Origin of the sequence: Aquibaculum sediminis (assembly GCF_040712085.1) — a bacterium.
GTDB lineage: Bacteria > Pseudomonadota > Alphaproteobacteria > Kiloniellales > DSM-21159 > Aquibaculum > Aquibaculum sediminis.
On record NZ_JBFCVK010000010.1, the window covers coordinates 51,188 to 76,919 of the forward strand.

Here is a 25,732-nt window from a genome sequence, read left to right on the forward strand (position 1 = left end):
GACGTCGTCGCCAGGATGAGAGGTTAGAATGTCTACCCGCGTAACGCCGCTCGACCGGTATCGTAACATCGGCATCATGGCTCACATTGATGCCGGCAAGACGACCACGACCGAGCGCATCCTTTTCTATACCGGCCGCAGCCACAAGATCGGCGAGGTGCATGATGGCGCCGCGACGATGGACTGGATGGAGCAGGAGCAGGAACGCGGCATCACCATCACCTCCGCGGCGACCACCTGTTTCTGGAATGATCACCGGGTCAACATCATTGACACTCCGGGCCACGTCGACTTCACCATTGAAGTCGAGCGGTCCCTGCGGGTGCTCGATGGCGCGGTTGCGGTGTTCGACGCCGTTGCCGGTGTGGAGCCGCAGTCGGAGACTGTCTGGCGCCAGGCCGACAAGTATCACGTGCCGCGCATCTGCTTCGTCAACAAGATGGACCGGATGGGCTCGGACTTCTTCCGCTGCGTCGATATGATCGTCGATCGTCTCGGTGCGACGCCGCTGGTCATGCAGCTGCCGATCGGTGGCGAGAGCGACTTTGCGGGCGTGATCGATCTGGTGAAGCAGAAGGCTCAGGTCTGGAAAAACGAGAACCTGGGCGCCGAGTGGGAATACCAAGACATTCCGGCGGAGCTGGCCGACCAGGCTGCGGAGTACCGCGAAAAGCTGGTGGAGTTGGCAGTCGAGCAGGACGACGTCGCGATGGAGGCCTACCTCGAAGGCAATCAGCCCGATGAGGAGACTCTGTTGCGTTGCATCCGCAAGGGCACCGTGGGTCTAGCCTTCGTGCCGGTCTATTGCGGCACCGCCTTCAAGAACAAGGGTGTGCAGCCGCTGCTGGACGCGGTTGTCAACTTCCTGCCGAGCCCGCTGGACGTGCCCGACATCAAGGGCATGAAGCCGGGCACCGAGGAAGCGATCGTCCGCAAGACCGGCGACGACGAGCCCATGTCGGCGCTGGCCTTCAAGATCATGACCGACCCCTTCGTCGGTTCGCTGACCTTCGTGCGGGTCTACTCCGGGTCCCTGAAGAAGGGCACCCAGGTGCTGAACTCGGTGAAGGACAAGCGCGAGCGCGTCGGCCGCATGCTGCTCATGCATGCCAACCACCGTGAGGACATCGACGAGGCATTGGCCGGCGACATCGTCGCCATTGCGGGCCTCAAGGACACGACGACGGGCGAGACGCTCTGCGATCCGGTGAAGCCGGTGGTGCTGGAGCGGATGGAGTTCCCGGATCCGGTGATCGAGGTGGCGGTCGAGCCCAAGACCAAGACCGACCAGGAAAAGATGGGTATGGCGCTGGCGCGCCTGGCCCAGGAGGACCCCTCCTTCCGGGTGACCACCGACACGGAGAGTGGCCAGACGGTCATCAAGGGCATGGGCGAACTCCACCTGGAGATCCTCGTCGACCGCATGCGCCGCGAGTTCAAGGTGGACGCCAACGTCGGTGCGCCGCAGGTGGCCTATCGCGAGACCATCACCCGGCAGCACGAGGTGGACTACACCCACAAGAAGCAGACCGGCGGTTCGGGTCAGTTCGCGCGCGTCAAGATCGTGTTCGAGCCCTTGGAAGTCGGCGCCGGTTTCGTCTTCCAGAACGCCGTGGTCGGCGGTTCGGTGCCACGCGAGTTCGTTCCGGGCGTGCAGAAGGGCCTGGAAGGGTCTAAGGACAACGGCGTCATCGCCGGCTTCCCGGTCATCGACTTCAAGGCGACTCTGGTCGACGGTGCCTCGCACGATGTCGACTCGAGTGTGATGGCCTTCGAGATCGCCGCGCGTGCGGCGTTCCGTGAGGGCATCCCGAAGGCATCTCCGGTTCTGCTTGAGCCCATGATGAAGGTTGAGGTGGTGACCCCGGAAGAGTATATGGGCGACATCATCGGCGACCTGAATTCTCGGCGCGGCAACGTCACGGGCATGGACTCCCGCGGCAATGCTCGGGTCGTGAGCGCAATGGTGCCGCTGGCCAACATGTTTGGCTACGTCAACACCCTGCGCTCCATGAGCCAGGGCCGGGCGCAGTACACCATGTTTTTCGATCACTATGAGCGGGTTCCGCAGGCCGTGGCCGACGAGGTCAAGGCGAAGCTGGCCTGACGGGCCGGCACCACGCGCAACCATAACCACGAAGTATCCGTCGCGGAGTAAAATGAGCCATGGCGAAGGCGAAGTTCGAGCGGACGAAGCCGCACTGCAACATTGGGACGATTGGTCACGTTGACCATGGTAAGACGTCGCTGACGGCGGCGATTACGAAGGTTCTTGCAGAGACGGGTGGTGCGACCTTTACGGCGTACGACGCGATCGACAAGGCGCCTGAAGAGAAGGCGCGCGGTATCACGATTTCGACGGCGCACGTCGAGTACGAGACGGAGAACCGTCACTACGCGCACGTGGACTGCCCGGGTCACGCCGACTACGTGAAGAACATGATCACGGGTGCGGCGCAGATGGACGGCGCGATCCTGGTGGTGTCGGCTGCCGACGGCCCGATGCCGCAGACGCGCGAGCACATCCTTCTGGCGCGCCAGGTCGGCGTTCCGGCGCTGGTGGTGTTCCTCAACAAGTGCGACATGGTCGACGACGAGGAGTTGCTGGAGCTGGTGGAGCTCGAGGTTCGCGAGCTGCTGTCGTCCTACGACTTCCCGGGCGACGACATTCCGATCGTGAAGGGCTCGGCGCTGGCGGCGCTGGAGGACAGCGACAAGAAGCTGGGCCAGGAAGCCATTCTCGAGCTGATGCGCGAAGTGGATGCCTACATCCCGACGCCGGAGCGTCCGAAGGACCGTCCCTTCCTGATGCCGATCGAGGACGTCTTCTCGATCTCGGGCCGCGGCACGGTGGTCACGGGTCGCGTCGAGCGCGGTGTGGTCAAGGTGGGCGAGGAAATCGAGATCGTCGGCCTGCACGACACGAAGAAGTCGACGGTGACCGGTGTCGAGATGTTCCGCAAGCTGCTGGACCAGGGCGAGGCGGGCGACAACATCGGCGCGCTGCTGCGTGGTGTCGGCCGCGATGACGTGGAGCGCGGTCAGGTTCTGGCGAAGCCGGGCTCGATCACGCCGCACACGAAGTTCAAGGCCGAAGCCTACATCCTGACCAAGGACGAGGGCGGTCGCCACACGCCATTCTTCACGAACTACCGTCCGCAGTTTTACTTCCGGACGACGGACGTGACGGGCGTGATCAGCCTGCCGGAAGGCACTGAGATGGTGATGCCCGGCGATAATGTGACGATGGACGTGGAGCTGATCGCGCCGATCGCCATGGACGAGGGGCTGCGCTTCGCCATCCGCGAAGGTGGCCGCACCGTCGGTGCCGGCGTCGTCGCCTCCATAACCGAGTAACCAGGGACCAGTATCGTACGGTCCGGCGGCATTTTGCTGCCGGACCGTCAGGTTCCCAAGCGAGCGCTGAACAATGGATCATCAAAACATTCGCATCCGCCTGAAGGCGTTCGATCACCGGATTCTGGACCAGTCCACCGGCGAGATCGTGAATACGGCGAGGCGAACGGGCGCCCAGGTGCGCGGACCGATTCCGCTGCCCACCCGCATTGAGCGTTTCACTGTGCTGCGCTCGCCACACATCGACAAGAAGAGCCGCGAGCAGTTCGAAATGCGGACGCACAAGCGGCTCCTGGACATTGTCGACCCCACTCCGCAGACCGTCGATGCTTTGATGAAGCTCGATCTGGCCTCCGGTGTGGACGTCGAGATCAAGTTGAAGGGATGACCCCAATGCGCACGGGCTTGATTGCGCAGAAACTCGGGATGACCCGGGTGTTCAAGGAGGATGGGACCCACATTCCGGTCACCGTTCTCAAAGTGGACGCCTGCCAGGTTGTCGCGGTGCGCACTGCGGAAAAGGACGGCTACACGGCGCTGCAGCTTGGCGTCGGCGCGGCGAAGCCGAATCGCGTCTCCAAGCCGGAGCGTGAGCGCTTCGCCAAGGCTAAGGTGGCGCCGAAGAAGAAGCTGGCCGAGTTCCGGGTCTCCCCGGAGGCGACGCTGGACGTGGGCAGCGAGCTGTCTGTCGCCCACTTCGTTGCCGGCCAGAAGGTCGACGTGACGGCTTCGTCCGTCGGTAAGGGCTTCGCCGGCGCCATGAAGCGCTGGGGTTTCGGCGGCTTGCGGGCCAGCCATGGCGTGTCGGTCTCTCACCGCAGCCTTGGCTCGACCGGTAACAACCAGGATCCCGGCAAGGTCTTCAAGGGCAAGAAGATGGCCGGCCACATGGGCGATCGTCGCGTGACCACCCAGAACCTGGAAGTGGTCTCCACCGACGAGGCGCGTGGCCTGATCATGGTGCGCGGCGCGGTGCCGGGTGCCGAGGGCGGCTGGGTTCTGGTGCGCGATGCGGTCAAGGCGAAGCTGCCGGAGGATCTTCCCTTCCCGGCCGCGTTGATGCAGGCCGCCGGGCAGGCGGACGCCGCCGAGGCGACGCCGGCCGATAACGAGAAGGAGCAGTGACCATGAAGCTCAAGGTCACAACGCTCGACAACGCCGAAAGCGGCGAGATCGAACTGGCCGACGAGGTCTTCGGTGTTGCCGTGCGGCGGGACATCCTGGCCCGCGTGGTCAACTGGCAGCTGGCCAAGCGCCGCGCCGGGACCCACAAGACCAAGTCCCGCGGCGAGGTGACGGGAACCTCCAAGAAGGCCTATCGCCAGAAGGGCACAGGTCGGGCGCGTCGAGGCAACCTGAAGACCAACATCATGCGCAGCGGTGGTACCGTCCATGGGCCCACGCCGCGTGATCACAGCCATGACCTGACCAAGAAGTTCCGGCAGCTCGGTCTGAAGACCGCGCTCTCGGCCAAGGCGGCCGACGGCAAGCTGGTGGTGCTGGATGCGGCCAAGCTCGACAGCCACAAGACCGGTGACCTGGCCAAGCGGCTTCAGGCGCTGGGTTGGGGCAACGCGCTGATCATCGACGGGCCTGAAATGGACGAGCTGTTCCAGCGTGCCGCGCGCAACCTGTCTGGCATCGATGTACTGCCGCAGCAGGGTGCCAACGTTTACGACATCCTGCGTCGCGACCAGCTCGTGCTGACCCGCAACGCCGTCGAAGCGCTGGAGGCGCGACTCAAATGAGCAGAGCACGGTCCCGCAAGAAGATCGAGGTGCGCCTCTCCGAGGAGCGCAAGCTGGAGATGATCCGGCGTCCGATCATCACCGAGAAGACCACCCTGATGGGCGAGCACAACCAGGTCGCCTTCCAGGTGCCGATCGATGCGACCAAGCCCGAGATCAAGGCTGCGGTCGAAGGCGTCTTTTCGGTCAAGGTCAAGGCGGTCAACACGCTGATCGCCAAGGGCAAGACGAAGCGCTTCCGCGGCCGTCCGGGCCGCCGCGCGGACATCAAGAAAGCGATGGTGACGCTGGAAGAGGGTCACTCCATCGATGTGACGACGGGGATCTGAAGCGATGGCGTTGAAGACCTATAATCCGGTGACACCGGGCCTGCGCCAGCTGGTGCAGGTGGACCGCTCGGCACTGTGGAAGGGCAAGCCGGTCAAGAAGCTGACCGAAGGCCTGACCAAGTCCGGCGGCCGCAACAATCATGGGCGGATCACCGCCCGGCGGATTGGTGGCGGTCACAAGCGGACCTACCGCATCGTCGACTTCAAGCGGCGCAAGTGGGACGTTGCCGCGACGGTGGAGCGACTGGAATACGATCCCAACCGCACCGCCTTCATCGCGCTGCTGCGCTACGAAGACGGCGAGCAGGCCTACATTCTGGCTCCACAGCGCCTGGGCGTTGGCGACAAGGTGATCGCCAGCGAGAAGGTGGACGTGAAGCCGGGCAATGCGATGCCGCTGAAGTCGGTTCCGGTGGGCACGATCGTGCACAACGTCGAGCTGAAGCCGGCCAAGGGCGGGCAGATTGCCCGGGCCGCCGGCGCCTACGTCCAGCTTGTCGGCCGCGACCAGGGTTACGCCCTGTTGCGCCTGGCTTCGGGCGAGGTGCGCATGGTGCGCCAGGAGTGCATGGCAACCATCGGTGCGGTTTCCAACCCGGATCAGACCAACGTCAAGCTCGGCAAGGCCGGCCGTCAACGCTGGCTGGGCAAACGCCCCTCGGTGCGCGGCGTGGCCATGAACCCGATCGATCACCCGCATGGCGGTGGTGAAGGTCGCACCTCTGGCGGTCGCCATCCGGTGACCCCCTGGGGCCAGCCGACCAAGGGCCGCAAGACCCGCCAAAACAAAAAGACCGACGCGCTCATCGTGCGGCGTCGGCACGCGAAGAAGTAAGGAGCCGCGAAGATGGCGCGTTCTGTCTGGAAGGGCCCCTTCGTCGACGGCTTTCTGCTGAAGAAGGCGGAAGCGGTACGGGGCTCGGGACGAAACGAGATTATCAGGACCTGGTCGCGGCGCTCGACCATCATGCCGCAGTTCGTCGGCCTGACGTTCGGCGTCTACAATGGTCAGAAGTTCCTGCCGGTCCTGGTGACCGAGCACATGGTGGGTCACAAGTTTGGCGAGTTTGCGCCGACTCGGACCTTCTACGGCCACACGGTCGACAAGAAGGCGAAGCGGAGATAAGCGATGGGCAAGCCTAAGAGAGAGCGAGGCCTGGCAGACAACGAGGCGATGGCCTCGGCCAGCATGCTGCGCACCAGCCCGCAGAAGCTGAACCTTGTGGCGGCAATGATTCGCGGCAAGGCGGCTGACAAGGCGCTGGCGGAGCTGACCTTCTCCAAGCGTCGCATCGCACAGGACGTCAGGAAGGTCCTGCAGTCCGCGATCGCGAACGCCGAGAACAATCATCAGCTCGACGTCGACCGGCTCTATGTGGCCGAAGCGACGGTGGGCAAGGCGCTGACGATGAAGCGCTTCCGGCCCCGCGCCCGCGGTCGTGTCGGCAAGATCATCAAGCCCTGGAGCCGTCTGCGCCTGGTGGTTCGTGAGCGCGAGGAGACCGTTTAACATGGGTCACAAAGTCAATCCGATCGGCCTGCGCCTCGGCATCAACCGCACCTGGGATTCGCGGTGGTACGCCGGCAAGGACTACGGCACGCTGCTGCACGACGACCTCAAGCTGCGCGAGTTTCTCTCCAAGCGGCTGAAGCAGGCAGGCGTGTCGCGGGTCGTGATCGAGCGGCCGGCCAAGCGGGCCCGCGTGACGATCCACACGGCGCGGCCGGGGGTTGTTATTGGCAAGAAGGGCGCCGATATTGAGCGTCTGCGCCAGGACCTCGCCCGGATGACCGGCGGGGACGTGAGCCTCAACATCGTCGAAATCCGCAAGCCCGAGGTCGACGCCCAGCTGGTGGCCGATAACATCGCCCAGCAGCTCGAGCGCCGGGTCGCCTTCCGCCGCGCCATGAAGCGCGCAGTGCAGAACGCGATGCGACTGGGTGCCCAGGGCATTCGGATCAACTGCAGCGGCCGTCTTGGCGGTGCCGAGATCGCGCGGCTCGAGTGGTATCGCGAAGGCCGCGTGCCCTTGCACACCCTGCGCGCCGACATCGACTACGGCGAGGCCACGGGTCACACGACCTACGGCACCTGCGGTGTGAAGGTGTGGATCTTCAAGGGCGAAGTCATGGCCCACGATCCCATGGCACAGGACAAGCGTATGGCCGAAGCGCAGCCGGGAAGTTCCGGCGGCGGGCGCCAGTAAGGGCCGAACGGTCGGTCTATCAGGTTAGGGAACGGGAACGATGTTGTCTCCGAAGCGGACCAAGTACCGCAAGCAGCACAAGGGCCGGATCAAGGGCATGGCCAAGGGGGGCACCGAGCTCAACTTCGGTGCCTATGGCCTCAAGGCCACGACTCCGGGTCGGGTCTCGGCTCGCCAGATCGAAGCCGCGCGCCGGGCAATCACCCGCCACATGCGCCGCGTTGGCAAGCTGTGGATCCGCATCTTCCCGGACGTGCCGGTCTCTCAGAAGCCGCAGGAAGTGCGCATGGGCTCCGGCAAGGGTTCCCCGGAATGGTGGGCCGCGCGGGTCAAGCCCGGTCGCGTCATGTTTGAACTCGATGGCGTGAGCCGCGAGATGGCCGAGCAGGCCTTCGTTCTGGCCGCAGCGAAGCTGCCGGTGCAGACGCGCTTCGTCACCCGTATCGGCGAGGAGGGCTGACGCCATGAAGGTCGTCGATTTGCGAGCGAAGACGTCCGACCAGTTGAAGGACGAGCTGCTCAAGCTGCGGCGGGAATCGTTCAATTTGCGGTTCCAGCAGGCCAGCGGCCAGCTCGAGAATACTGCGCGTGTGCGCCAGGTGCGCCGCGACATCGCGCGTATCAAGACAGTTCTGCGCGATAAGACCGCGCAGAGCGCCCAGTAGGAGTAAGGTTCCATGCCGCGTCGCATGCTGCAGGGTGTCGTCGTGTCGAATAAAGCCGACAAGTCGGCCACCGTTCTCGTGGAGCGGCGGGTGATGCACCCGCTGTACAAGAAGTTCATCCGGTTGTCGAAGAAGTACCATGTCCACGATGAGCAGAATCGCTGCCGCGAAGGCGACGTGGTGCGGATCGTGGAGTGTCGCCCGATTTCCAAGACCAAGCGCTGGACGCTGGTCGAGGAAAACGGTGCTGCCGCTTCGACGCAGGCTTAAGGAGCGCGCGCCATGATCCAGATGCAAACCAATCTCGATGTGGCCGATAACTCCGGCGCGCGCCGGGTCCAGTGCATCAAAGTACTGGGCGGCAGCAACCGGCGCACCGCCGGCATCGGCGACGTGATTGTCGTGTCCGTCAAGGAAGCCATTCCGCGCGGACGCGTTAAAAAGGGCGATGTGCTGCGGGCCGTGATCGTACGCACCGCCAAGGATATCCGCCGCGACGACGGAACGGTGATTCGTTTCGACCGAAACGCCGCGGTGTTGATCAACAAGCAGGGTGAGCCGGTCGGTACGCGTATCTTCGGTCCGGTTACCCGCGAATTGCGCGCCAAGAAGTTCATGAAGATCATCTCCTTGGCGCCTGAGGTGTTGTGATGGCGAAGCAGATGAAGATCCGCAAAGGCGACCGGGTGGTCGTCCTGACCGGAAAAGACAAGGGCCGAAGCGGCGAAGTGTTGCGTGCGATTCCGAAAGAGGATCGCGTCGTTGTTCAGGGCGTGAACATGGTGACAAAGCACCAGCGCCCCACTGCGAGCAACCAGGGCGGCATCGTGCAGATCGAGGCGTCGATCCATGTTTCCAACGTGGCGATGGCTGATCCGCGTGACGGTGCAGCGAGCCGCATCGGCGTAAAGATTGACGGTGAGCGCAAGCTGCGCGTGGCCCGTCGCTCCGGCGAAGTGATCGACAGATAATGGGCGAGGCAATGAACATGACAGCCCGCTTCAAGGAGCGCTACGAAAGCGCGGTGAAGCCGAGCATGACCGAGGCGTTCGGCTACAAGAACCCGATGCAGATTCCGCGCCTGGACAAGATTGTCCTCAATATGGGCGTGGGTCAGGCGGTCGCCGACAGCAAGAAGCTCAACACTGCTGTCGAGGAGCTGGGACTCATCACGGGTCAGCGCCCGGTGGTAACGCGGGCCAAGCGGTCGATCGCCGGCTTTAAGCTGCGCGAGGGCATGGCCATTGGCTGCAAGGTGACGCTGCGCGGCGAGCGGATGTACGAGTTCCTCGACCGCCTGGTGACCATTGCGCTGCCGCGGGTGCGAGACTTCCGGGGGCTGAACCCCAAGTCCTTCGATGGTCATGGCAACTATGCCATGGGCCTGAAGGAGCAGCTGGTGTTCCCCGAAATCGACTATGACCGGATCGACGAGATCCGGGGCATGGACATCATCATCTGCACGACGGCGAAAACGGACGCGGAAGCGTTCACGCTGTTGAAGCAGTTCGACATGCCCTTCCGGAACTGACGGGCGCGAGGATTGAACGATGGCTAAGAAGAGCTCTGTCGAGACCAACAAGAATCGCGCACGGCTGGTGAAGCGTTATGCCGCCAAGCGTGCCGAGTTGAAGGCCCAGGCGACCGACCGGACGCTGCCGCCGGAGGAGCGCTTTCAGGCGTACCTCCAGCTGGCCGCGCTGCCACGAAATTCGGCCAGGAACCGCCTGCGCAATCGCTGTGAGCTGACGGGGCGTCCCCGCGGCTACTATCGCAAGCTGCGCTTGTCGCGCATCGCCCTGCGGGAGCTCGCCTCCCATGGGCAGATCCCCGGCATGACCAAAGCGAGCTGGTAAGGAGTACGACGGCATGTCGATGAGCGATCCCCTCGGGGATATGCTGACCCGGATTCGCAACGGGCAGCAGGCGGGCAAGACCCAGATCACCGCCCCGGCCTCCAAGCTGCGCTTCAATGTGCTGGAGGTTCTCAAGCGGGAAGGCTACATTCGCGACTATCGCACGGAGAAGGATGCGAAAGGCTTCGACCTGCTTGTGGTCGAGCTCAAGTATCACGACGGCACCCCCGTCATCCGTGAGATCGCGCGGGTCTCCCGTCCCGGTCGCCGGGTTTATTCGAAGATCAAGGAGCTGCCGCGCTTCTACAACGGCCTCGGCATCATGATCCTGTCGACCCCGCGCGGGGTGATGGCGGACCATGAGGCGCGCGCGGCCAACTTGGGCGGTGAAGTTCTCTGCCGCGTGTTCTGAGGGAGTTTTCGGTTATGTCGCGAGTGGGCAAGAACCCGGTGGCCGTTCCCGACGGCGTCGACGTCAAGATCGACGGCGTGCTGGTGAAGGCCAAGGGCAAGCTGGGCGAACTGCAGTACCGGGCGACCGAAGACGTGCAGATCGCTATGGAAGACGGCAAGGTGACAGTCTCGCCGGTCAACGAGGGCAAGCGGGCCCGGGCCATGTGGGGCACGGCACGTGCGCGCATCCAGAACATGGTGCGCGGGGTGTCCGAGGGCTTCAAGCGTGACCTTGAGATCACCGGCGTCGGCTACCGCGCCGCGGTGCAGGGCTCTACCCTGAACCTGCAGCTCGGCTACAGCCATGATATCAATTATCCGATCCCCGAGGGTCTGAAGGTGGTCTGCGAGCGGCAGAGCGCCATTTCGATCTCCGGCGCGGACAAGCAGCTCGTCGGCCAGTTTGCGGCCGAGGTGCGCGGCATGCGTGCTCCGGAACCCTACAAGGGCAAGGGCGTCCGCTATTCGGACGAGCAGATCATCCGCAAGGAAGGCAAGAAGAAGTAATGCTCACCGCCCGGCAAAAGCTGCGGAATCGCGCCATTCGGGTGCGCAGCGATCTCCGCCGCAAGTCGAATGGTCGGCCGCGTCTGTCGGTTTTCCGTTCGAGCAAGCACATCTACGCCCAGCTGATCGACGACGCCAAGGGTGCCACGCTGGTGGCGGCCTCGACGATCGATCCGGATCTGAAGGGCAAGTTGAAGTCCGGCGCGGACACCGCGGCCGCTGCCGAGGTGGGCAAGCTCATTGCCGAGCGTGCGAAGCAGGCGGGCGTCGCCGAGGTGGTTTTCGACCGCGGCGGCTACATTTACCACGGTCGGGTCAAGGCTCTCGCCGAAGCGGCGCGCGAAGCCGGCCTGTCGTTCTGAGCGTATAGGGACAGCGAAGCATGGCACGTCCGCAGAGAGAAGACCGGTCCCCGCGTGATCGCGAGGACTCGGAAATCGTCGACAAGCTGGTCGGCATCAACCGCGTGGCCAAGGTGGTCAAGGGCGGCCGCCGGTTCGGCTTTGCCGCCCTGGTCGTTGTCGGCGATCAGCGGGGCCGGGTCGGCTTCGGCCACGGCAAGGCCCGCGAGGTGCCTGAAGCGATCCGCAAGGCGACCGAATCGGCCAAGCGCGGCATGCGCCGGGTGCCCCTGCGCGAGGGTCGCACGCTGCATCATGACATCGACGGCCACTTCGGGGCCGGCAAGGTCGTGTTGCGCGCGGCACCGGCAGGTACCGGCATCATCGCCGGCGGCCCGATGCGCGCCATCTTCGAGTGCCTCGGGGTGCAGGACGTGGTCGCCAAGTCGCTGGGCACGCAGAACCCCTACAACATGATCCGCGCCACCTTCGATGCGCTCACTCGCGTGCAGAGCCCGCGGATGGTGGCACAGCGTCGCGGCCGCAAGGTCAGCGACATCCTGGGTCGGCGCGAGGACAGCGCTGGCGCGGCGGGCACGGAGTAAGGGTCGATGAGCGATAAAGCCACCGTCATCGTGCAGCAGGTGCGCAGTCCGCGCGGCCGCACGCAAGATCAGCATGCCACGCTGCGGGGCCTCGGCCTGGGCAAGATCAACCGGGTGCGCGAGCTGGAAGATACGCCAGCCGTGCGCGGGATGATCAACAAGGTCGCGCACCTGGTCAAAGTCGTGGAGTGATTCCGGCTCGCCAAGGCGAACCGGACCGGCGCTGCCGGCGCCGCGGTCAAAGGATGTGATGAGATGAAGCTGAATGAGCTGAGCGACAACCCCGGTGCGCGCCAGGCGCGCAAGCGCCTTGGGCGCGGCATCGGTTCCGGCCTGGGCAAGACCTCGGGCAAGGGCCACAAGGGTCAGAAGGCCCGGCGCGGCGTCGCCATCAAGGGCTTCGAAGGTGGCCAGATGCCACTGCATCGGCGTTTGCCGAAGCGGGGTTTCAACAATATTTTCCGCCGCGACTATGTCGAAGTGAACCTGCAGCGCCTGCAGGCGGCCATCGAATCCGGCAAGCTGGACGCCAGCAAGCCGATCGATGCAGAGACCATGCGCGCCGCCGGTCTGTTCAAGAAGACCCGCGACGGCGTTCGCCTCCTCGCCAGCGGGGAGCTCAGCAGCAAGGTCGAGATCACCGTGGCCGGCGCCACCAAGGGCGCGGTCGAGGCCGTGGAAAAGGCTGGCGGCAAGGTTACCGTGGTTGCGCCGAAGCCGGCCGCCGCGGAAAGCGCCGCCACGACCGAATGACGATCCGTCAGCAACGGGACGTTCCCGGGAAGGCCTGAGGTATGGCATCTGCCGCCGAACAGCTCGCAGCCAACGTGAATTTCGGCGCCTTTGCCAAGGCGACCGAACTGAAGAAGCGCATCTGGTTCACACTGGGTGCGCTCATCATCTACCGGCTGGGCAGCTACATCCCGGTGCCGGGGGTCGATCCGATGATTCTGGATCAGATCTTCGAGCAGCATGCCGGCGGTGTGCTGGGCGTGTTCGATATGTTCGCCGGCGGCGCACTGGGGCGCATGACGATCTTCGCCCTGTCGATCATGCCCTACATCTCCGCCTCCATCATCATGCAGCTGATGACGGCAGTCTCGCCGACGCTCAGCCAGCTGAAGAAGGAAGGCGAAAGCGGCCGGAAGAAGATCAACCAGTACACGCGCTACTTCACGGTGGTGCTGGCAGCCTTCCAGTCCTACGGCATGGCGGTCGGCCTCGAGGCGATGCAGGGCCCCGGCGGCTCGGCGGTCATCGATCCGGGCATGCTGTTCCGGATCACCACGGTCATCACCCTGACCGGCGGCACCATGTTCCTGCTGTGGCTGGGCGAACAGATCACGGCGCGTGGTGTCGGCAACGGCATCTCGCTGATCATCTTCGCCGGCATCGTGGCCAACCTGCCCATGGCGCTGGCCTCGACGCTGGAACTGGGACGCACGGGCGCGCTCTCGACGCTGTTCATCCTCTTCCTGCTGGCGATGGCTGTTGGCGTGATTGCCTTCATCGTTTTCGTCGAGCGGGCGCAGCGCCGCCTGATCGTGCAGTATCCCAAGCGCCAGCAGGGCAATCGCATGATGCAGGGCGAGTCTTCGCACCTGCCACTGAAGCTCAACCCTGCGGGCGTCATTCCGCCGATCTTTGCCTCCTCGCTGCTGCTCATGCCTCTGACCGTCGCCGGTTTCAGCGCCAACGAGGGGCCGGATTGGCTGATCTGGATCACGAGCAACCTGTCGCATGGCCAGCCCATCTACATGTTGCTCTACGTGGGCCTGATCGTGTTCTTCGCCTTCTTCTACACGGCCATTGTCTTCAATCCGGCCGACACGGCGGACAACCTCAAGAAGCACGGCGGCTTCATTCCGGGCATCCGTCCGGGCAAGAACACCGCCGACTACATCGACTATGTCACCACACGGCTTGTGACCGTTGGCGCGATCTACTTGGCGGTGGTCTGCCTGATCCCTGAGATCCTGATCTCGCAGTATTCGGTGCCCTTCTATTTTGGTGGCACGAGCCTGCTGATCGTCGTCAACGTGACCATGGACACTGTGGCCCAGATCCACGCCCATCTCCTGGCGCACCAGTACGAGGGGCTGATCAAGAAGGCGAAGCTGAAGGGGAGGCGCCGGTGAATATCATTCTGCTGGGCCCGCCGGGGGCGGGCAAAGGCACCCAGGCGGCGCGTCTGGAAGAGGTTCATGGGGTCAAGCAGCTCTCGACAGGCGACATGCTGCGTGCAGCGGTCGCGTCGGGCAGCGAGCTGGGCCAGCAGGCCAAGGACATCATGGATCGCGGCGCGCTGATGCCCGATGGGCTGATGATCGACATGATCTCCGAGCGCATCGAGCAGCCGGACTGCACCAAGGGCTTCATTCTGGACGGCTTCCCGCGCACCGTCGCCCAAGCCGAGGCGCTTGATGCGCTGCTGGCGCGCAAGGGCCTGCGACTGGACGCCGTCATCGAGATCAAGGTGGACGAAGAGGCGCTGGTCGGGCGCATCGAAAGCCGCATCGCGGAAGCGGGCGGCAGCAGCACCCGCTCCGACGACAACGTCGAAACGCTGCGCAAACGCCTTGAGGTCTACCGTCAGCAGACGGCGCCGATCCTGCCCTACTATCGGGACAAGGGCGCGCTGAAGACGGTCGACGGCATGCGTTCTATCGAAGAGGTGGCCCAGGCCATTGAGGCGCTGCTCGCCGAGGCGCGCAGCACGGCAAGCACAGGGGCGTGATCGAGGCTTGACCGCGAAGCATCGCCCTCTATAATCCGCGCGTCCTGGCGCGGGAGCGGTCCGGGCGTTTCGGGCTGTCTGAGTTTGAATCCGGTTATTCGGTTTTTGTCTTAAGGAGACCACGGCGTGGCACGTATCGCTGGCGTCAATATCCCGACGGGAAAGCGCGTTTCCATCTCGCTGACCTACATCCACGGGATCGGCCATACCAAGGCCAAGGATATCTGCGGGCGCGTCGGGATTCCCGACGACCGCCGGGTGCATGAGCTGACTGACGACGAGGTGGCGCGCGTTCGCGAGGCCATCGACAAGGACTTCGTCGTGGAAGGCGATCTGCGCCGCGAGGTGGCCATGAACATCAAGCGGCTCATGGATTTGGGCTGCTATCGTGGTCTGCGGCACCGCAAGGGTCTGCCGGTGCGCGGTCAGCGCACCCATACCAATGCGCGGACCCGCAAGGGCCCGGCCAAGCCGATTGCCGGTAAGAAGAAGGCTACGAAGTAAGGGGTTCCCAGAGCCATGGCCAAGGCACAAGCGGGTCGGCTTCGCCGCCGCGAGAAGAAGAACATTACGTCCGGCATCGCGCATGTTGCCGCGACCTTTAACAACACCGTGATCACCATCACCGACGTGCAGGGCAATGCCATCGCCTGGTCCACGGCGGGTGCTCAGGGCTTCAAGGGATCGCGCAAGTCGACCCCCTACGCTGCGCAGATGGCGGCTGAGAATGCCGGCAAGAAGGCGCAGGAGCACGGTATGCGCACCCTCGAGGTGAACGTGAAGGGCCCGGGTTCCGGCCGCGAGTCGGCCCTGCGCGCTCTTCAGGCGGTGGGCTTCCACATCACGGCGATTCGCGATGTGACCCCGATCCCGCACAACGGTTGCCGCCCGCGCAAGCGCCGGCGCGTTTAAGGTCATCATCGCCGTCTTCCGACGGATAGGGTCCGGCGCGGCGAGCGGCGTCGGCAGCCCGGGATAGGAAGACGTGCCGTAGAAGGAAAGGCGGTCCGACGCAGTTTATGCGTGGCCGTCCTTTCGCTTTCACGAAACCAGCTCGAATTCGCGAGGCAAACCACAGTGTTGCACAAAAATTGGACCGACCTGATCAAGCCGAACAAGCTGGATAGCCAGCCCGGCACCGATCCCCGGCGCCTGGCCAAGCTGGTCGCCGAACCGCTGGAGCGTGGCTTCGGCCTGACGCTGGGCAATGCGCTGCGCCGCGTGCTGCTCTCCTCCCTGCAGGGCGCAGCCGTCACCGCCATCCAGATCGATGGCGTTCTGCACGAGTTCTCCTCCGTACCGGGCGTGCGTGAGGATGTGACCGACATCGTGCTCAACGTGAAGGGTCTGGCGCTGCGCATGCACGCCGAGGGGCCGAAGCGGGTGCGCCTGCGCGCCGAAGGCCCGGGCGAAGTCACCGCCGGTCAGATCGAAAGCGGTGCCGACATCGAGGTGATGAACCCCGACCTGGTCATCTGCACCCTGGATGATGGCGCGCGCTTGGACATGGAAATGACCGTGGCGCACGGCAAGGGTTATGTCTCGGGCGCGCAGAACCGCGCCGAGGATGCGCCCATCGGGCTGATCCCGGTCGACTCCATCTTCTCGCCGGTGCGCCGGGTCTCCTACAAGGTGGAGAACACGCGTGTTGGTCAGGTGACGGACTACGACAAGCTCACCATGGAGGTGGAGACCAACGGCTCCATGTCGCCGGATGATGCGATGGCTCTGGCCGCGCGCATCCTGCAGGACCAGTTGCAGCTCTTCATCAACTTCGAGGAGCCGCAGGGCCGCGAGCTGCCGTCCGAGGAGGCCGAGCCGCCGTTCAATCGGAACCTGCTGCGCAAGGTGGACGAGCTGGAGCTCTCCGTGCGCTCGGCCAACTGCCTGAAGAACGACAACATCGTCTACATCGGCGATCTGGTGCAGAAGTCGGAGGGCGAGATGCTGCGCACCCCGAACTTCGGCCGCAAGTCGCTGAACGAGATCAAGGAGGTGCTGGCCAATATGGGTCTGCACCTCGGGATGGAGATTCCGAACTGGCCGCCGGACAACATCGAAGAGCTGTCCAAGCGGCTGGAAGAACCCTTCTGATCTTCTAGAGCGGATCGCGTTTGATCTGTAACGCGCAGCGTTCAGAACAAATGCGTGAATCCGCTCTGAATCAAGGGTGTAGAGCAGATTCACGACTCAAACCGGATCGCTTCGCGAACCCGATTTGAGTCGATCTGCTCTAGTGTTCGGCCGGCGCCTGAACGAGGCGCCGGCCATCCTACGGGTCATGCCGACCCACCTCGACGTACCGCTGCGGTAGGGCGTTGGGCAGACCGATCGGTCTCGCGCGCGAGACCCAGACACCAAGGAGGATGCGATGCGTCACGGAATGGCCATGCGGAAGCTGAATCGGACCAGCCAGCACCGCAAAGCGATGTTCGCCAACATGGCCCACGCGCTGATCAAGCACGAGCAGATCGTCACCACCCTGCCGAAGGCGAAGGAACTGCGGCGCATTGCCGACCGCCTGGTGACTCTGGGCAAGCGCGGCGACCTGCATGCGCGCCGGCAGGCCGCGGCTGTGATCCGCGACAATGTCATGGTGCAGAAGCTCTTCGGTGAACTGGCCGAGCGCTATCAGTCGCGCCCCGGCGGCTATACGCGGGTGCTCAAGGCCGGGTTCCGTCATGGCGACATGGCGCCGATGGCGGTGATCGAACTGGTCGACCGCAACCCCGATGCCAAGGGCCAGGACAGCGGCCCCACTGCCGATCGCGAGCAGGACGAGGACGAGAGCTGATCTCGCCCCTCTCCTGACGAACGTCAAGCAAACCCCCGAGCCGCGCGCCCGGGGGTTTGTTGTTTCTGCGCCTCCTGTACGGCCGATAGGCAGGCCGGCTCTTGCGAGAGGCGCCCCCTTCGGGGCATAGCGAAGTCATGGAGCATCTTGATCCACCCGATCCACTGATCTGGGATGAGCGGCGCCTCTGGTTCGAGGAGCGGCAGGCGGCCTATGCGCGGGCCGGCGCACGGGGCCGCTTGTCGGAACAGGGCACGGCCCTGCTGCTGGATCTGCAATCGGCGTTTTGCGCCGGCGCCTGGGCCGCGGTGGTTATACTGGCCGGCGCCATCGTGGAGATGCAGGCGGAGGCGTCGAAACAGGCCCGCGCCGTACCGGCCCGGGACCTGAGTTGGCTGCGCGGCATGCGCAACAGCCTGCTGCACGAGGATCGCGGACGCCCGGCGCTGACGGTCGAGGATCAGTGGGTTGGGCGCAAGGACTGGGAGCGCTACGCCCGGCGGGCGGTGGAGATTGTCTTTGCGCTCAGCTATGGGGAAAGCGACGATTACTGAGTGTGTCTGAAGGGTTTTGCCCGGCAGCGTTTGCACAGAAGGAGGTTTGGCATGGCGGAGTTACAGGGACAGGTCGCAGTGGTCACCGGGGCGAGCCGCGGTATTGGTGCCGCCGCCGCCCGTGCGCTGGCGGCCGAGGGGGCTGCCGTGGCCCTGTTGGCGCGCGATGAGGCGGCCTGCAAGGAACTGGCCGACAGCATTGTCGCTGAGGGGGGCAAGGCTGCGGCCTTTGCCTGCGACGTGACCTCGGCCAGCCAGGTGGCTGCTGCCTGTCGGGCTCTGCGGGAGGACCTGGGGCGGGTCGATATCCTGGTGAACAATGCCGGCGCCATCGAACCCATCGGCAAGCTGGCCGATTGCGAAACCGATGCCTGGATGACCAACATCGACGTCAATCTGGGCGGTCCCTTGCGTCTGCTGCATGCGCTGTTGCCGGATATGCTGGCCGGGGGCGGAACGGTGATCAACGTCTCGAGCGGTGCGGCGCATCGGCCGATGGAGGGCTGGAGCGCCTACTGCGCCGGCAAGGCCGGGCTGGCGATGGTCACGCGCAGCCTGCACCTGGAGTACGGCGAGGAGGGCCTGCGCGCCTTCGGCTTCATTCCGGGCGTGGTCGACACCGAGATGCAGGTGCTGATCCGCGGATCCGGCATCAATGAGGTCAGCCGCCTGCCGCGCGAGAGCCTGGCCAGCCCGGAGCGTCCAGGCCGGGTGATCGCCTGGCTCTGCAAGGCCGAAGCCGACGATCTCCTGGGGCAGGAGGTATCGATCCGCGAGGAGGAGATCCAGCGGCGGGCGGGCCTGGAGGTTGCCTGATGGCCGAGCGGCAGGTCCGGGTCGTGATTTCCGGCAAGGTCCAGGGCGTCTGGTTCCGAGCCTGGACACGTGAGCAGGCGGTGCAGCTGGGACTCGACGGCTGGGTGCGTAACCGACGCGACGGTTCGGTGGAAGCGGTCTTCTCCGGAGCGCCGGAGGCGGTGGAGTCGATGCTGACAGCCTGCCGCGCGGGGCCGGCGCGCGCGGAGGTGAATGATGTCGCGGTGAGCGCCTGGGACGAGGCGGTGGAGCCGGGGTTCCGGCAGTTGCCAACGGTATGACGCGCCTATGATTTTCTTTGGCGAGCGCGCAAACGGGCAGGCCTATCGCTGCCGGCCCGGCGCCTACGGTCTGGCCTGGCGGGCGCGGGCGGGCCAGGTGTTGCTGGTGGAGACAGCCGACGGACTGGAAATCCCCGGTGGGGGCATCGAGCCCGGCGAGACCGCCGAGGTGGCGCTGGCCCGGGAGTTTCTCGAGGAGACGGGCCACCGGGTGCTGCGCAGCCACGCGCTCTTCGGATTGCGGCAGTATCTGACCCGACCACTGTCGGGAAAGTACTACGACAAACACTGCACCTTCTTCGCTGTTGCCGTGGCGGAAGTGGGCGAGCCGCAGGAGGCGGGGCATCGTCCCTTCTGGTGCGCGCCGGCCCAGGCGCGTGGCCGGATGGCCGAGGAGTGCCAGGAGTGGCTGCTGGAATGCCTGATTGACCCGCAGCAGCATCAATTCGACATTTCCAGAAGAATTGTTGACTCCCTAAAAGAGGAGGTCTAACCTCGCCACCATGGAACTGGATCATGCCGCCCTTTGCCTGGAGAAGCTGGGCAATCCCACCCGGCTGCAGGTGTTCCGTCTGCTGGTGCGGGCGGGGCACGAAGGCTTGCCGGTGGGGGAGATCCAGGCCCAGTTGGGCGTACCGGCCTCGACCCTGTCGCACCATCTGGCGCAGTTGATGCAGGCCGAGCTGATCGCCCAGCAGCGTGAAGGCCGGGTGCTGCGATGTACCGCAAACTTCATGCTGATGGAGCGCCTGCTGGGCTATCTCACGGAAGAATGCTGCCGGGGGATCTCGACCACCCGCATGGCAGAGTAAGCCCTTTTTTTGTCTATATAGTTCGACATTACTGGAATAATGGAGGAAAAGATGACTGCCTGGGTTCGCAATCTTTCCGAACTCGACCTCCTCTGGACCCGGCGGCAGCTTCGCGCCCATGTGGTCTGGCTGGTCAGTCTGGCCCTGTTGCTGGTGCTCGCTGCAACGGTACCGCGGCAGGCCGTGGAGAGCCTTCGATTCACACTCGACTCGCTGCTCTGGATCGCGCCTTTCCTGGCCCTTTCGGTGGGCACGGCCGCCTGGCTCAAGGCGGCCGGCGCCGACAGCCTGATCGCCGGGGTGGTCAGCCGCGCGCCCGTGATCGCGATCGGCTTCGCCGCACTGCTGGGCGCCTTCTCGCCCTTCTGCTCCTGCGGGGTGGTGCCGCTCGTCGCCGCGCTCCTGGCCGCGGGCGTTCCCCTGCCGGCGGTCATGGCCTTCTGGGTGGCCTCGCCGATCATGGACCCGGAGATGTTTCTGCTGACCCTGCCGGTGCTGGGCCTGGATTTCGCGCTGGCCAAGACGGCCGCGGCCCTGCTCTTGGGCTCTCTGGCGGGCTTTGCCACGCTGGGACTGCAGCGCTTCGGCCTCTTCGGCCAGGTCTTGCGTGACGGTGTGGGCGGTGGCTGTGCCGCCAGTCGCCTGCGGCAAGGGCCGCAGGTGCAATGGGCGGTCTGGCGCGAGCCGCAGCGCCGCGCGCAGTTCGGGCGCGAAGCGCTGCGTGTGGGGCTCTTCCTGGCCAAGTGGCTCACCCTGGCCTTCCTGATCGAAAGCCTGATGGTGGCCTGGCTGCCGGCGGACCTGGTGGCGGCGAGCGTGGGCGGCGATCGGCCCTGGACCATCGCGTTGGCGGCAACGGTCGGGGCACCGGCCTACGTCAATGGCTATGCGGCGATCCCGCTTGCCGGAGAGCTGATCAATGCCGGCATGGCCCCCGGTGCGGCACTGGCCTTCATGCTCGCCGGCGGCATGACCTCGATCCCGGCGGCGATGGCGGTCTGGGCCGTGGCGCAGCGCGGCGTCTTTCTCTGGTACCTGCTGATTGCTTTCGCCGGCGCCATGCTAGCCGGCTACAGCTACCAGGGCCTGCTGCTGTTAAACGCCGGAGGAGCCCTCTGATCGCCCCATCGGCCCGCCGGGGCCGAAGATTTCCTCGAAGGTGTCGGCCAGGGCCTGATCCAGGTCGCCGAGCGTGACCGGCAGGCCCAGGTCCACCAGGGACGTCACGCCGTGCTCGCGGATGCCGCAGGGCACGATGCCCTGGAAGTGGGAGAGGTCGGGCTCGACGTTGATGGCAATGCCGTGCAGCGTCACCCAGCGGCGCACCCGCACCCCGATGGCGGCGATCTTGTCTTCCCGGCCGCCGCCGCGCGCCACCCAGATGCCGACCCGCCCCTCTCGGCGCTCGCCCTTCACCTGGAAGCGGGCCAGGCTGCGGATCACCCATTCCTCGAGACAGTGGACGTAGAGCCGGAGGTCCGGACGCCGCGCCTTGAGGTCGAGCTGCAGATAGGCCACCCGCTGGCCGGGACCGTGGTAGGTGTACTGTCCGCCGCGGCCGGCGTCGTAGACGGGAAAGCGCGCGTCCAGCAAGTCCTCGGCCCGTGCGCTGGTGCCCGCGGTGTAGAGCGGCGGGTGCTCCAGCAGCCAGACCAGTTCCGGCGCCGTGCCTGCGCGAATGGCGGCGGCGCGCGCCTCCATGGCTTGCAGCGCGTCGGGGTAGAGCAGCGGGCGCGGTTCGTGACGCCACTCGGGCGCCGCGATGTTCTCTGACTTGCCCGGTGGTGTGGAGGTTGGGCCGCTCACCGATCGATCTCGCTGCCTGCGGGGCGGCTGCTGGCGCGTGCCGAGACCCCTTGTGTTGCCAAGCCGTTAGAGTAGTTTCACCAGACCCCGTGGCGGCTAATCGTCAGCCGCCACGGACTGCCGTTTCAGCACTGCTGCCCAGGGGGAAACCACCATGGTCGACGATACCTTCGCCGCGGCCGCCCTGACCTATCACCGCACGCCGGTCCCCGGCAAGCTGGAGGTGGTTGCCACCAAGCCCCTGGGCAATCAGCGCGACCTGGCGCTCGCCTATTCTCCGGGCGTGGCAGCGGCCTGCCGTGCGATTGTACAGGATCCGGCGGAGGCTTCGACCCTGACCGCGCGGGCCAATCTCGTCGGCGTGGTGACCAATGGCACGGCCGTGCTGGGCCTGGGCGCCATAGGGCCCTTGGCCTCGAAGCCGGTGATGGAAGGCAAGGCGGTTCTCTTCAAGAAGTTCGCCGGCATCGACGTCTTCGACATCGAATTGGCGGAGCTTGATCCGGAACGGCTGATCGAGATCGTGGGCGCACTGGAGCCCACCTTCGGCGGCATCAACCTGGAAGACATCAAGGCGCCGGAATGCTTCATCGTGGAGCGGGAACTGCGCAAGCGCATGAACATCCCAGTCTTCCACGATGATCAGCACGGCACGGCAATCATCGTCAATGCGGCGATCTACAACGCCCTGCATCTGGTGGACAAGAAGCTCGAGGATGTGAAGGTGGTCTGCTCCGGCGCTGGGGCGGCGGCCATCGCCTGCCTCGACTTGCTGGTGGAGCAGGGGGCGCGGCGCGAGAACATTTTTGTCAGCGACATCGAGGGGGTGGTCTACGCCGGGCGCGAGACGCTGATGGACCCCTGGAAGGCGCGCTACGCTCAGGAGACTGAGGCGCGCAGCCTGGGAGACGTGATCGAGGACGCGGATGTTTTCCTCGGCGTCTCGGCGCCCAACGTGTTGAAGGCCGAAATGGTAAAGCGCATGGCACGTGATCCGGTGATCCTGGCCCTGGCCAACCCCGAGCCGGAAATCCTGCCCGAGGAGGCGCGTGCCGCGCGCCCCGACGCCATCATCGCCACCGGTCGCTCGGACTATCCGAACCAGGTCAACAACGTCCTCTGCTTTCCCTTCATCTTCCGCGGCGCGCTGGATGTCGGCGCGACCGAGATCAACGAGGAGATGAAGATCGCCTGCGTGCGCGCGCTGGCCGAACTGGCGCGCAGCGAGGTGTCCGAGGTGGTGATCCAGGCCTACGGCGGCGACAGCGCGCCTTTCGGGCGCGAGTACCTCATCCCCCGGCCCTTCGATCCGCGGCTCATCCTGCAGATCGCGCCGGCCGTGGCCGAGGCGGCGATGAAGAGCGGCGTGGCCACCCGACCTATCGAGGATCTGGGCGCCTATCGCCAGCGGCTGAACGAGTTCGTCTTCCGCTCCGGCCTGGCCATGAAGCCGGTGTTCGAACAGGCAAAGGCCGACCTCCAGCGCGTCTTCTTTGCCGAGGGCGAGGCGGAGCGGGTGCTGCGCGCCGTGCAGGCCGTGGTGGACGAGGGGCTGGCGCGCCCGATCATCTGTGGACGCCCCAAGGTGGTGGAAGACCGCATCGAGCGGCTGGGGCTGCGTATCCGCATCGACGAGGATTTCGAGCTGGTGAACCCGCTGTCGGATCCGCGCTACAATGACTATTGGCGGCTTTATCACAGTCTCATGGAGCGCAACGGCGTGTCGCCAGATCGTGCGCGTACGGTCGTACGCACGGATGCGACGGTGATCGGTGCCTTGGCCGTACGGCTCGGTGATGCCGACGCCCTGATCTGCGGCGTGGAAGGCCGCTACCGTGACCATCTGCGGCATATCGAAAACATCATCGGCAAGGCCGGCGGCGTACACGACTACTCCGCGCTCAGCCTGCTGATCACCGCCAAGGGCACCTTCTTCATCGCCGACACCTACGTCAGCGACAATCCCACCGCCCAAGAGCTCGTGGAGATGACGGTTTACGCTGCCGAGGCGGTGCAGCGCTTCGGCATCACGCCCAAGATCGCGCTGCTTTCCCACTCCAGTTTCGGCAGTCATCAGGACGGCACGGCGGAGAAGATGCGCGAGGCGGTCCGTATGCTGCACGAAACCCGCCCGGACCTGGAGGTCGAAGGCGAGATGCACGCCGACGCCGCGCTGTCCGAGGACATCCGCTCGCGCATCTTCCCCAACTCCCGTCTCAAGGGCGCGGCCAATCTGCTGATCATGCCGACGCTGGATGCGGCCAACATTTCCTTCAATCTGCTGAAGGTGCTGGGCGAAGGGCTGTCCGTGGGGCCGCTGCTCCTGGGCACGGCCTGCCCCGCGCACATTGCGACCCCCTCCATCACCGCGCGCGGCGTCATCAACCTCTGCGCCATCGCGGCAGTCGACGCCCAAAGCCGCACCGAATGCCACCCCCTGCCCAACTTCGCGCCCGGAGCCGATAGCGCATGAGCAATGCCGAGCCGATCCGCCCGGATGAGGGGGATGCGCTCGGCCTGGGTGAGGCTTTCGTGCGCGAGGTGGAGGAGGCGCTGACCGCCCAGGACTCCGAGCGGGTCAATGCGGTTATCGAGAACCTCCACCCCGCTGATGCCGCCGACCTGCTGGAAGCCCTGGGGGCTGAGGAGCGTCGGCTGCTGCTGGAGATGGTCGGCACCAACCTCGAGCCGGAGACGCTGACCTATCTGGAGGCCGGTCTGCGCGAGCCAGTGGCGGCCGCGCTGGGCCCCGGCAAGGTGGCACGCATCCTCGAATTGCTGGAAAGCGACGACGCGCTGGCCTTCTTCGAGGACCTGGATGAGGAGTTGCGGGCGCAGATCCTGGCGCGTGTGCCGGTGACGATCCGTCGCCTGCTGCAGGAGGGACTGACCTACCCCGAGTACTCGGCCGGGCGCTTGATGCAGCGCGAAATGGTCGTGGTGCCCTCAATCTGGACCGTGGGCGAGACCATCGATTACATGCGCGCGCATCGCAAGGAGATGCCCACGGACTTCTACGACCTCTATGTGGTGGATCCCCGCTACCGCCCCATCGGCAAGCTGCCGCTCTCGCGGGTGATGCGTCATACGCGGCCAGTGCGCATCCTCACGCTGATGGACGAGGAGATCCAGAGCGTGCCGGTGACCATGGACCAGGAGGAGGTGGCGTGGCTCTTCAAGCGCTACTCGCTGCTGTCCGCCCCAGTGGTGGATGACGCCGGCCGGCTGGTGGGTGTCATCACCGTCGACGACGTGCTGGAGGTGGTGGAAGAAGAGGCCGAGGACGACCTGCTCAAACTGGGCGGCGTCGGCGAGGCGGACATCAGCGAGGGCGCCATGGCCACGGCCAAGCGGCGCATTCGCTGGCTGGTCGTCACGCTGTTCAACACCATCGTCGCCTCCCTGGTGATCTCTCGCTTCGAGGGCACGATCGAGGAGATCGTCGCGCTGGCGATCCTCATGCCCATCGTCGCCGCCATGGGCGGCAATGCGGGCATGCAGGTGGTGACCGTCACCGTCCGCGCGCTGGCGACGCGCGCCCTCACTTCGCGCAACACCATGAGGATGGTGGGAAAGGAGGTGTTGGTGGGTCTGACCAATGGCCTGGTTTTTGCCACCATCATGGGAACCATTGCCGGCCTCTGGTTCGGTCGCGTCGACCTGGCACTGGTGCTGGCAACGGCGATGATCTTCAACATGGCCTGGGCCGGCCTGGCGGGGACTCTGATCCCCCTGTCGCTGGAGCGCTTCGGCTTCGACCCGGCGGTGGCCGCCGGGCCCTTCCTCACCACGACAACCGACGTGCTGGGCTTCTTCATTTTCCTGGGCCTGGCGACCACCTTCCTGCTGTAGGAGCGATCCGGT

The 25,732-nt window shown here is 65.2% G+C and carries 38 protein-coding genes; 37 read left to right on the plus strand and 1 reads right to left on the minus strand.

Translation table 11 applies throughout. The annotated features are described in order from the left end of the window. Nucleotides 1–28: 28 nt before the first annotated feature. The 35 genes from fusA (at nt 29) to ABZ720_RS15330 (ending at nt 21,181) form a co-directional block, all read left to right on the plus strand. Nucleotides 29–2,107: an elongation factor G gene (gene fusA, locus ABZ720_RS15160; RefSeq protein WP_366556370.1), complete on the plus strand. Its 2,079-nt coding sequence runs from the start codon at nt 29–31 to the stop codon at nt 2,105–2,107. Between the two features lie 59 nt (nt 2,108–2,166). Beyond that, entirely contained in the window at nt 2,167–3,357 is a 1,191-nt protein-coding gene (gene tuf, locus ABZ720_RS15165; RefSeq protein ID WP_366556371.1) for an elongation factor Tu, read from the plus strand. Between the two features lie 73 nt (nt 3,358–3,430). After that, nucleotides 3,431–3,745 (plus strand): 30S ribosomal protein S10, encoded by a 315-nt coding sequence (gene rpsJ / locus ABZ720_RS15170; protein ID WP_366556372.1) that lies wholly within the window; start codon nt 3,431–3,433, stop codon nt 3,743–3,745. A gap of 5 nt (nt 3,746–3,750) precedes the next feature. Beyond that, complete coding sequence (gene rplC / locus ABZ720_RS15175) at nt 3,751–4,482, plus strand: 50S ribosomal protein L3 (protein WP_366556373.1); 732 nt, start codon at nt 3,751–3,753, stop codon at nt 4,480–4,482. Between the two features lie 2 nt (nt 4,483–4,484). After that, the gene (gene rplD, locus ABZ720_RS15180; protein ID WP_366556374.1) at nt 4,485–5,105 is read left to right on the plus strand and encodes a 50S ribosomal protein L4; all 621 of its coding nucleotides are present in this window, start codon (nt 4,485–4,487) and stop codon (nt 5,103–5,105) included. Next, complete coding sequence (locus tag ABZ720_RS15185; RefSeq protein WP_366556375.1) at nt 5,102–5,434, plus strand: 50S ribosomal protein L23; 333 nt, start codon at nt 5,102–5,104, stop codon at nt 5,432–5,434. The genes rplD and ABZ720_RS15185 overlap by 4 nt, the downstream gene beginning before the upstream one ends. A 4-nt stretch (nt 5,435–5,438) precedes the next feature. Beyond that, nucleotides 5,439–6,269, plus strand: coding sequence for a 50S ribosomal protein L2 (rplB, locus tag ABZ720_RS15190; RefSeq protein ID WP_366556376.1), 831 nt, complete (start codon nt 5,439–5,441; stop codon nt 6,267–6,269). Between the two features lie 12 nt (nt 6,270–6,281). Then, the gene (gene rpsS / locus ABZ720_RS15195) at nt 6,282–6,560 is read left to right on the plus strand and encodes a 30S ribosomal protein S19 (RefSeq protein WP_366556377.1); all 279 of its coding nucleotides are present in this window, start codon (nt 6,282–6,284) and stop codon (nt 6,558–6,560) included. Nucleotides 6,561–6,563: 3 nt separating this feature from the next. Next, nucleotides 6,564–6,944: a 50S ribosomal protein L22 gene (gene rplV / locus ABZ720_RS15200; RefSeq protein ID WP_366556378.1), complete on the plus strand. Its 381-nt coding sequence runs from the start codon at nt 6,564–6,566 to the stop codon at nt 6,942–6,944. Nucleotide 6,945: 1 nt separating this feature from the next. Next, nucleotides 6,946–7,641: a 30S ribosomal protein S3 gene (rpsC, locus tag ABZ720_RS15205; protein WP_366556379.1), complete on the plus strand. Its 696-nt coding sequence runs from the start codon at nt 6,946–6,948 to the stop codon at nt 7,639–7,641. Between the two features lie 40 nt (nt 7,642–7,681). After that, nucleotides 7,682–8,101 carry a 50S ribosomal protein L16 gene (gene rplP / locus ABZ720_RS15210; protein WP_366556380.1) on the plus strand — a complete coding sequence of 140 codons (420 nt, stop codon included), beginning with the start codon at nt 7,682–7,684 and terminating at the stop codon, nt 8,099–8,101. Between the two features lie 4 nt (nt 8,102–8,105). After that, nucleotides 8,106–8,306, plus strand: coding sequence for a 50S ribosomal protein L29 (gene rpmC, locus ABZ720_RS15215; RefSeq protein WP_275824036.1), 201 nt, complete (start codon nt 8,106–8,108; stop codon nt 8,304–8,306). Between the two features lie 12 nt (nt 8,307–8,318). Next, the gene (gene rpsQ, locus ABZ720_RS15220; RefSeq protein ID WP_366556381.1) at nt 8,319–8,576 is read left to right on the plus strand and encodes a 30S ribosomal protein S17; all 258 of its coding nucleotides are present in this window, start codon (nt 8,319–8,321) and stop codon (nt 8,574–8,576) included. Nucleotides 8,577–8,588: 12 nt separating this feature from the next. Further along, nucleotides 8,589–8,957 carry a 50S ribosomal protein L14 gene (gene rplN / locus ABZ720_RS15225; RefSeq protein ID WP_275824038.1) on the plus strand — a complete coding sequence of 123 codons (369 nt, stop codon included), beginning with the start codon at nt 8,589–8,591 and terminating at the stop codon, nt 8,955–8,957. Beyond that, nucleotides 8,957–9,277, plus strand: a complete 321-nt coding sequence (gene rplX, locus ABZ720_RS15230; RefSeq protein WP_366556382.1) for a 50S ribosomal protein L24 — start codon at nt 8,957–8,959, stop codon at nt 9,275–9,277. Before rplN ends, rplX begins: the two co-directional genes overlap by 1 nt. Before the next feature lie 17 nt (nt 9,278–9,294). Continuing rightward, complete coding sequence (gene rplE, locus ABZ720_RS15235) at nt 9,295–9,837, plus strand: 50S ribosomal protein L5 (protein ID WP_366556468.1); 543 nt, start codon at nt 9,295–9,297, stop codon at nt 9,835–9,837. A 19-nt stretch (nt 9,838–9,856) separates the two neighbouring features. Beyond that, a complete protein-coding gene (rpsN, locus tag ABZ720_RS15240) occupies nt 9,857–10,162 on the plus strand; it encodes a 30S ribosomal protein S14 (RefSeq protein ID WP_366556383.1) in 306 nt (101 codons plus the stop codon). Between the two features lie 13 nt (nt 10,163–10,175). After that, nucleotides 10,176–10,574, plus strand: a complete 399-nt coding sequence (gene rpsH, locus ABZ720_RS15245; RefSeq protein ID WP_366556384.1) for a 30S ribosomal protein S8 — start codon at nt 10,176–10,178, stop codon at nt 10,572–10,574. Nucleotides 10,575–10,588: 14 nt separating this feature from the next. Then, nucleotides 10,589–11,122: a 50S ribosomal protein L6 gene (rplF, locus tag ABZ720_RS15250; protein WP_366556385.1), complete on the plus strand. Its 534-nt coding sequence runs from the start codon at nt 10,589–10,591 to the stop codon at nt 11,120–11,122. Next, nucleotides 11,122–11,484 carry a 50S ribosomal protein L18 gene (gene rplR, locus ABZ720_RS15255; RefSeq protein WP_366556386.1) on the plus strand — a complete coding sequence of 121 codons (363 nt, stop codon included), beginning with the start codon at nt 11,122–11,124 and terminating at the stop codon, nt 11,482–11,484. The genes rplF and rplR overlap by 1 nt, the downstream gene beginning before the upstream one ends. A gap of 20 nt (nt 11,485–11,504) precedes the next feature. Beyond that, entirely contained in the window at nt 11,505–12,068 is a 564-nt protein-coding gene (gene rpsE / locus ABZ720_RS15260; RefSeq protein ID WP_275824045.1) for a 30S ribosomal protein S5, read from the plus strand. A 6-nt stretch (nt 12,069–12,074) separates the two neighbouring features. Continuing rightward, nucleotides 12,075–12,260: a 50S ribosomal protein L30 gene (rpmD, locus tag ABZ720_RS15265; protein WP_366556387.1), complete on the plus strand. Its 186-nt coding sequence runs from the start codon at nt 12,075–12,077 to the stop codon at nt 12,258–12,260. 63 nt (nt 12,261–12,323) lie between these two features. Further along, nucleotides 12,324–12,821, plus strand: coding sequence for a 50S ribosomal protein L15 (gene rplO, locus ABZ720_RS15270; RefSeq protein WP_366556388.1), 498 nt, complete (start codon nt 12,324–12,326; stop codon nt 12,819–12,821). A gap of 41 nt (nt 12,822–12,862) precedes the next feature. Continuing rightward, the gene (gene secY, locus ABZ720_RS15275) at nt 12,863–14,206 is read left to right on the plus strand and encodes a preprotein translocase subunit SecY (protein WP_366556389.1); all 1,344 of its coding nucleotides are present in this window, start codon (nt 12,863–12,865) and stop codon (nt 14,204–14,206) included. Further along, nucleotides 14,203–14,805 (plus strand): adenylate kinase, encoded by a 603-nt coding sequence (locus ABZ720_RS15280; protein WP_366556390.1) that lies wholly within the window; start codon nt 14,203–14,205, stop codon nt 14,803–14,805. Before secY ends, ABZ720_RS15280 begins: the two co-directional genes overlap by 4 nt. A 126-nt stretch (nt 14,806–14,931) precedes the next feature. Further along, complete coding sequence (gene rpsM / locus ABZ720_RS15285) at nt 14,932–15,309, plus strand: 30S ribosomal protein S13 (protein WP_366556391.1); 378 nt, start codon at nt 14,932–14,934, stop codon at nt 15,307–15,309. Between the two features lie 15 nt (nt 15,310–15,324). Continuing rightward, complete coding sequence (gene rpsK, locus ABZ720_RS15290) at nt 15,325–15,717, plus strand: 30S ribosomal protein S11 (protein WP_275824052.1); 393 nt, start codon at nt 15,325–15,327, stop codon at nt 15,715–15,717. A gap of 165 nt (nt 15,718–15,882) precedes the next feature. Further along, entirely contained in the window at nt 15,883–16,899 is a 1,017-nt protein-coding gene (locus ABZ720_RS15295; protein WP_366556392.1) for a DNA-directed RNA polymerase subunit alpha, read from the plus strand. 277 nt (nt 16,900–17,176) lie between these two features. Then, nucleotides 17,177–17,599 (plus strand): 50S ribosomal protein L17, encoded by a 423-nt coding sequence (gene rplQ, locus ABZ720_RS15300; protein WP_366556393.1) that lies wholly within the window; start codon nt 17,177–17,179, stop codon nt 17,597–17,599. A 137-nt stretch (nt 17,600–17,736) separates the two neighbouring features. After that, nucleotides 17,737–18,153 (plus strand): hypothetical protein, encoded by a 417-nt coding sequence (locus ABZ720_RS15305; protein ID WP_366556394.1) that lies wholly within the window; start codon nt 17,737–17,739, stop codon nt 18,151–18,153. A gap of 51 nt (nt 18,154–18,204) precedes the next feature. Continuing rightward, nucleotides 18,205–18,969 carry an SDR family NAD(P)-dependent oxidoreductase gene (locus tag ABZ720_RS15310; RefSeq protein WP_366556395.1) on the plus strand — a complete coding sequence of 255 codons (765 nt, stop codon included), beginning with the start codon at nt 18,205–18,207 and terminating at the stop codon, nt 18,967–18,969. Next, a complete protein-coding gene (locus ABZ720_RS15315; RefSeq protein WP_366556396.1) occupies nt 18,969–19,250 on the plus strand; it encodes an acylphosphatase in 282 nt (93 codons plus the stop codon). Before ABZ720_RS15310 ends, ABZ720_RS15315 begins: the two co-directional genes overlap by 1 nt. 7 nt (nt 19,251–19,257) lie before the next feature. Then, on the plus strand, nt 19,258–19,743 hold the full coding sequence (locus ABZ720_RS15320; RefSeq protein ID WP_366556397.1) for an NUDIX domain-containing protein: 486 nt from the start codon (nt 19,258–19,260) through the stop codon (nt 19,741–19,743). Nucleotides 19,744–19,753: 10 nt separating this feature from the next. Beyond that, on the plus strand, nt 19,754–20,062 hold the full coding sequence (locus ABZ720_RS15325) for an ArsR/SmtB family transcription factor (RefSeq protein WP_366556398.1): 309 nt from the start codon (nt 19,754–19,756) through the stop codon (nt 20,060–20,062). 51 nt (nt 20,063–20,113) lie between these two features. Next, a complete protein-coding gene (locus ABZ720_RS15330) occupies nt 20,114–21,181 on the plus strand; it encodes a permease (RefSeq protein WP_366556399.1) in 1,068 nt (355 codons plus the stop codon). Here the strand turns inward: ABZ720_RS15330 and lipB are convergent. Then, complete coding sequence (gene lipB, locus ABZ720_RS15335; RefSeq protein WP_438264111.1) at nt 21,158–21,868, minus strand: lipoyl(octanoyl) transferase LipB; 711 nt, start codon at nt 21,866–21,868, stop codon at nt 21,158–21,160. The two genes, ABZ720_RS15330 and lipB, sit on opposite strands and share 24 nt — an antisense overlap. A 154-nt stretch (nt 21,869–22,022) precedes the next feature. Here lipB and ABZ720_RS15340 point away from each other — a divergent pair, with 154 nt between their 5' ends. Then, complete coding sequence (locus ABZ720_RS15340) at nt 22,023–24,341, plus strand: NADP-dependent malic enzyme (RefSeq protein ID WP_366556400.1); 2,319 nt, start codon at nt 22,023–22,025, stop codon at nt 24,339–24,341. Next, nucleotides 24,338–25,720, plus strand: coding sequence for a magnesium transporter (gene mgtE, locus ABZ720_RS15345; protein ID WP_366556401.1), 1,383 nt, complete (start codon nt 24,338–24,340; stop codon nt 25,718–25,720). The genes ABZ720_RS15340 and mgtE overlap by 4 nt, the downstream gene beginning before the upstream one ends. Nucleotides 25,721–25,732: the final 12 nt, after the last annotated feature.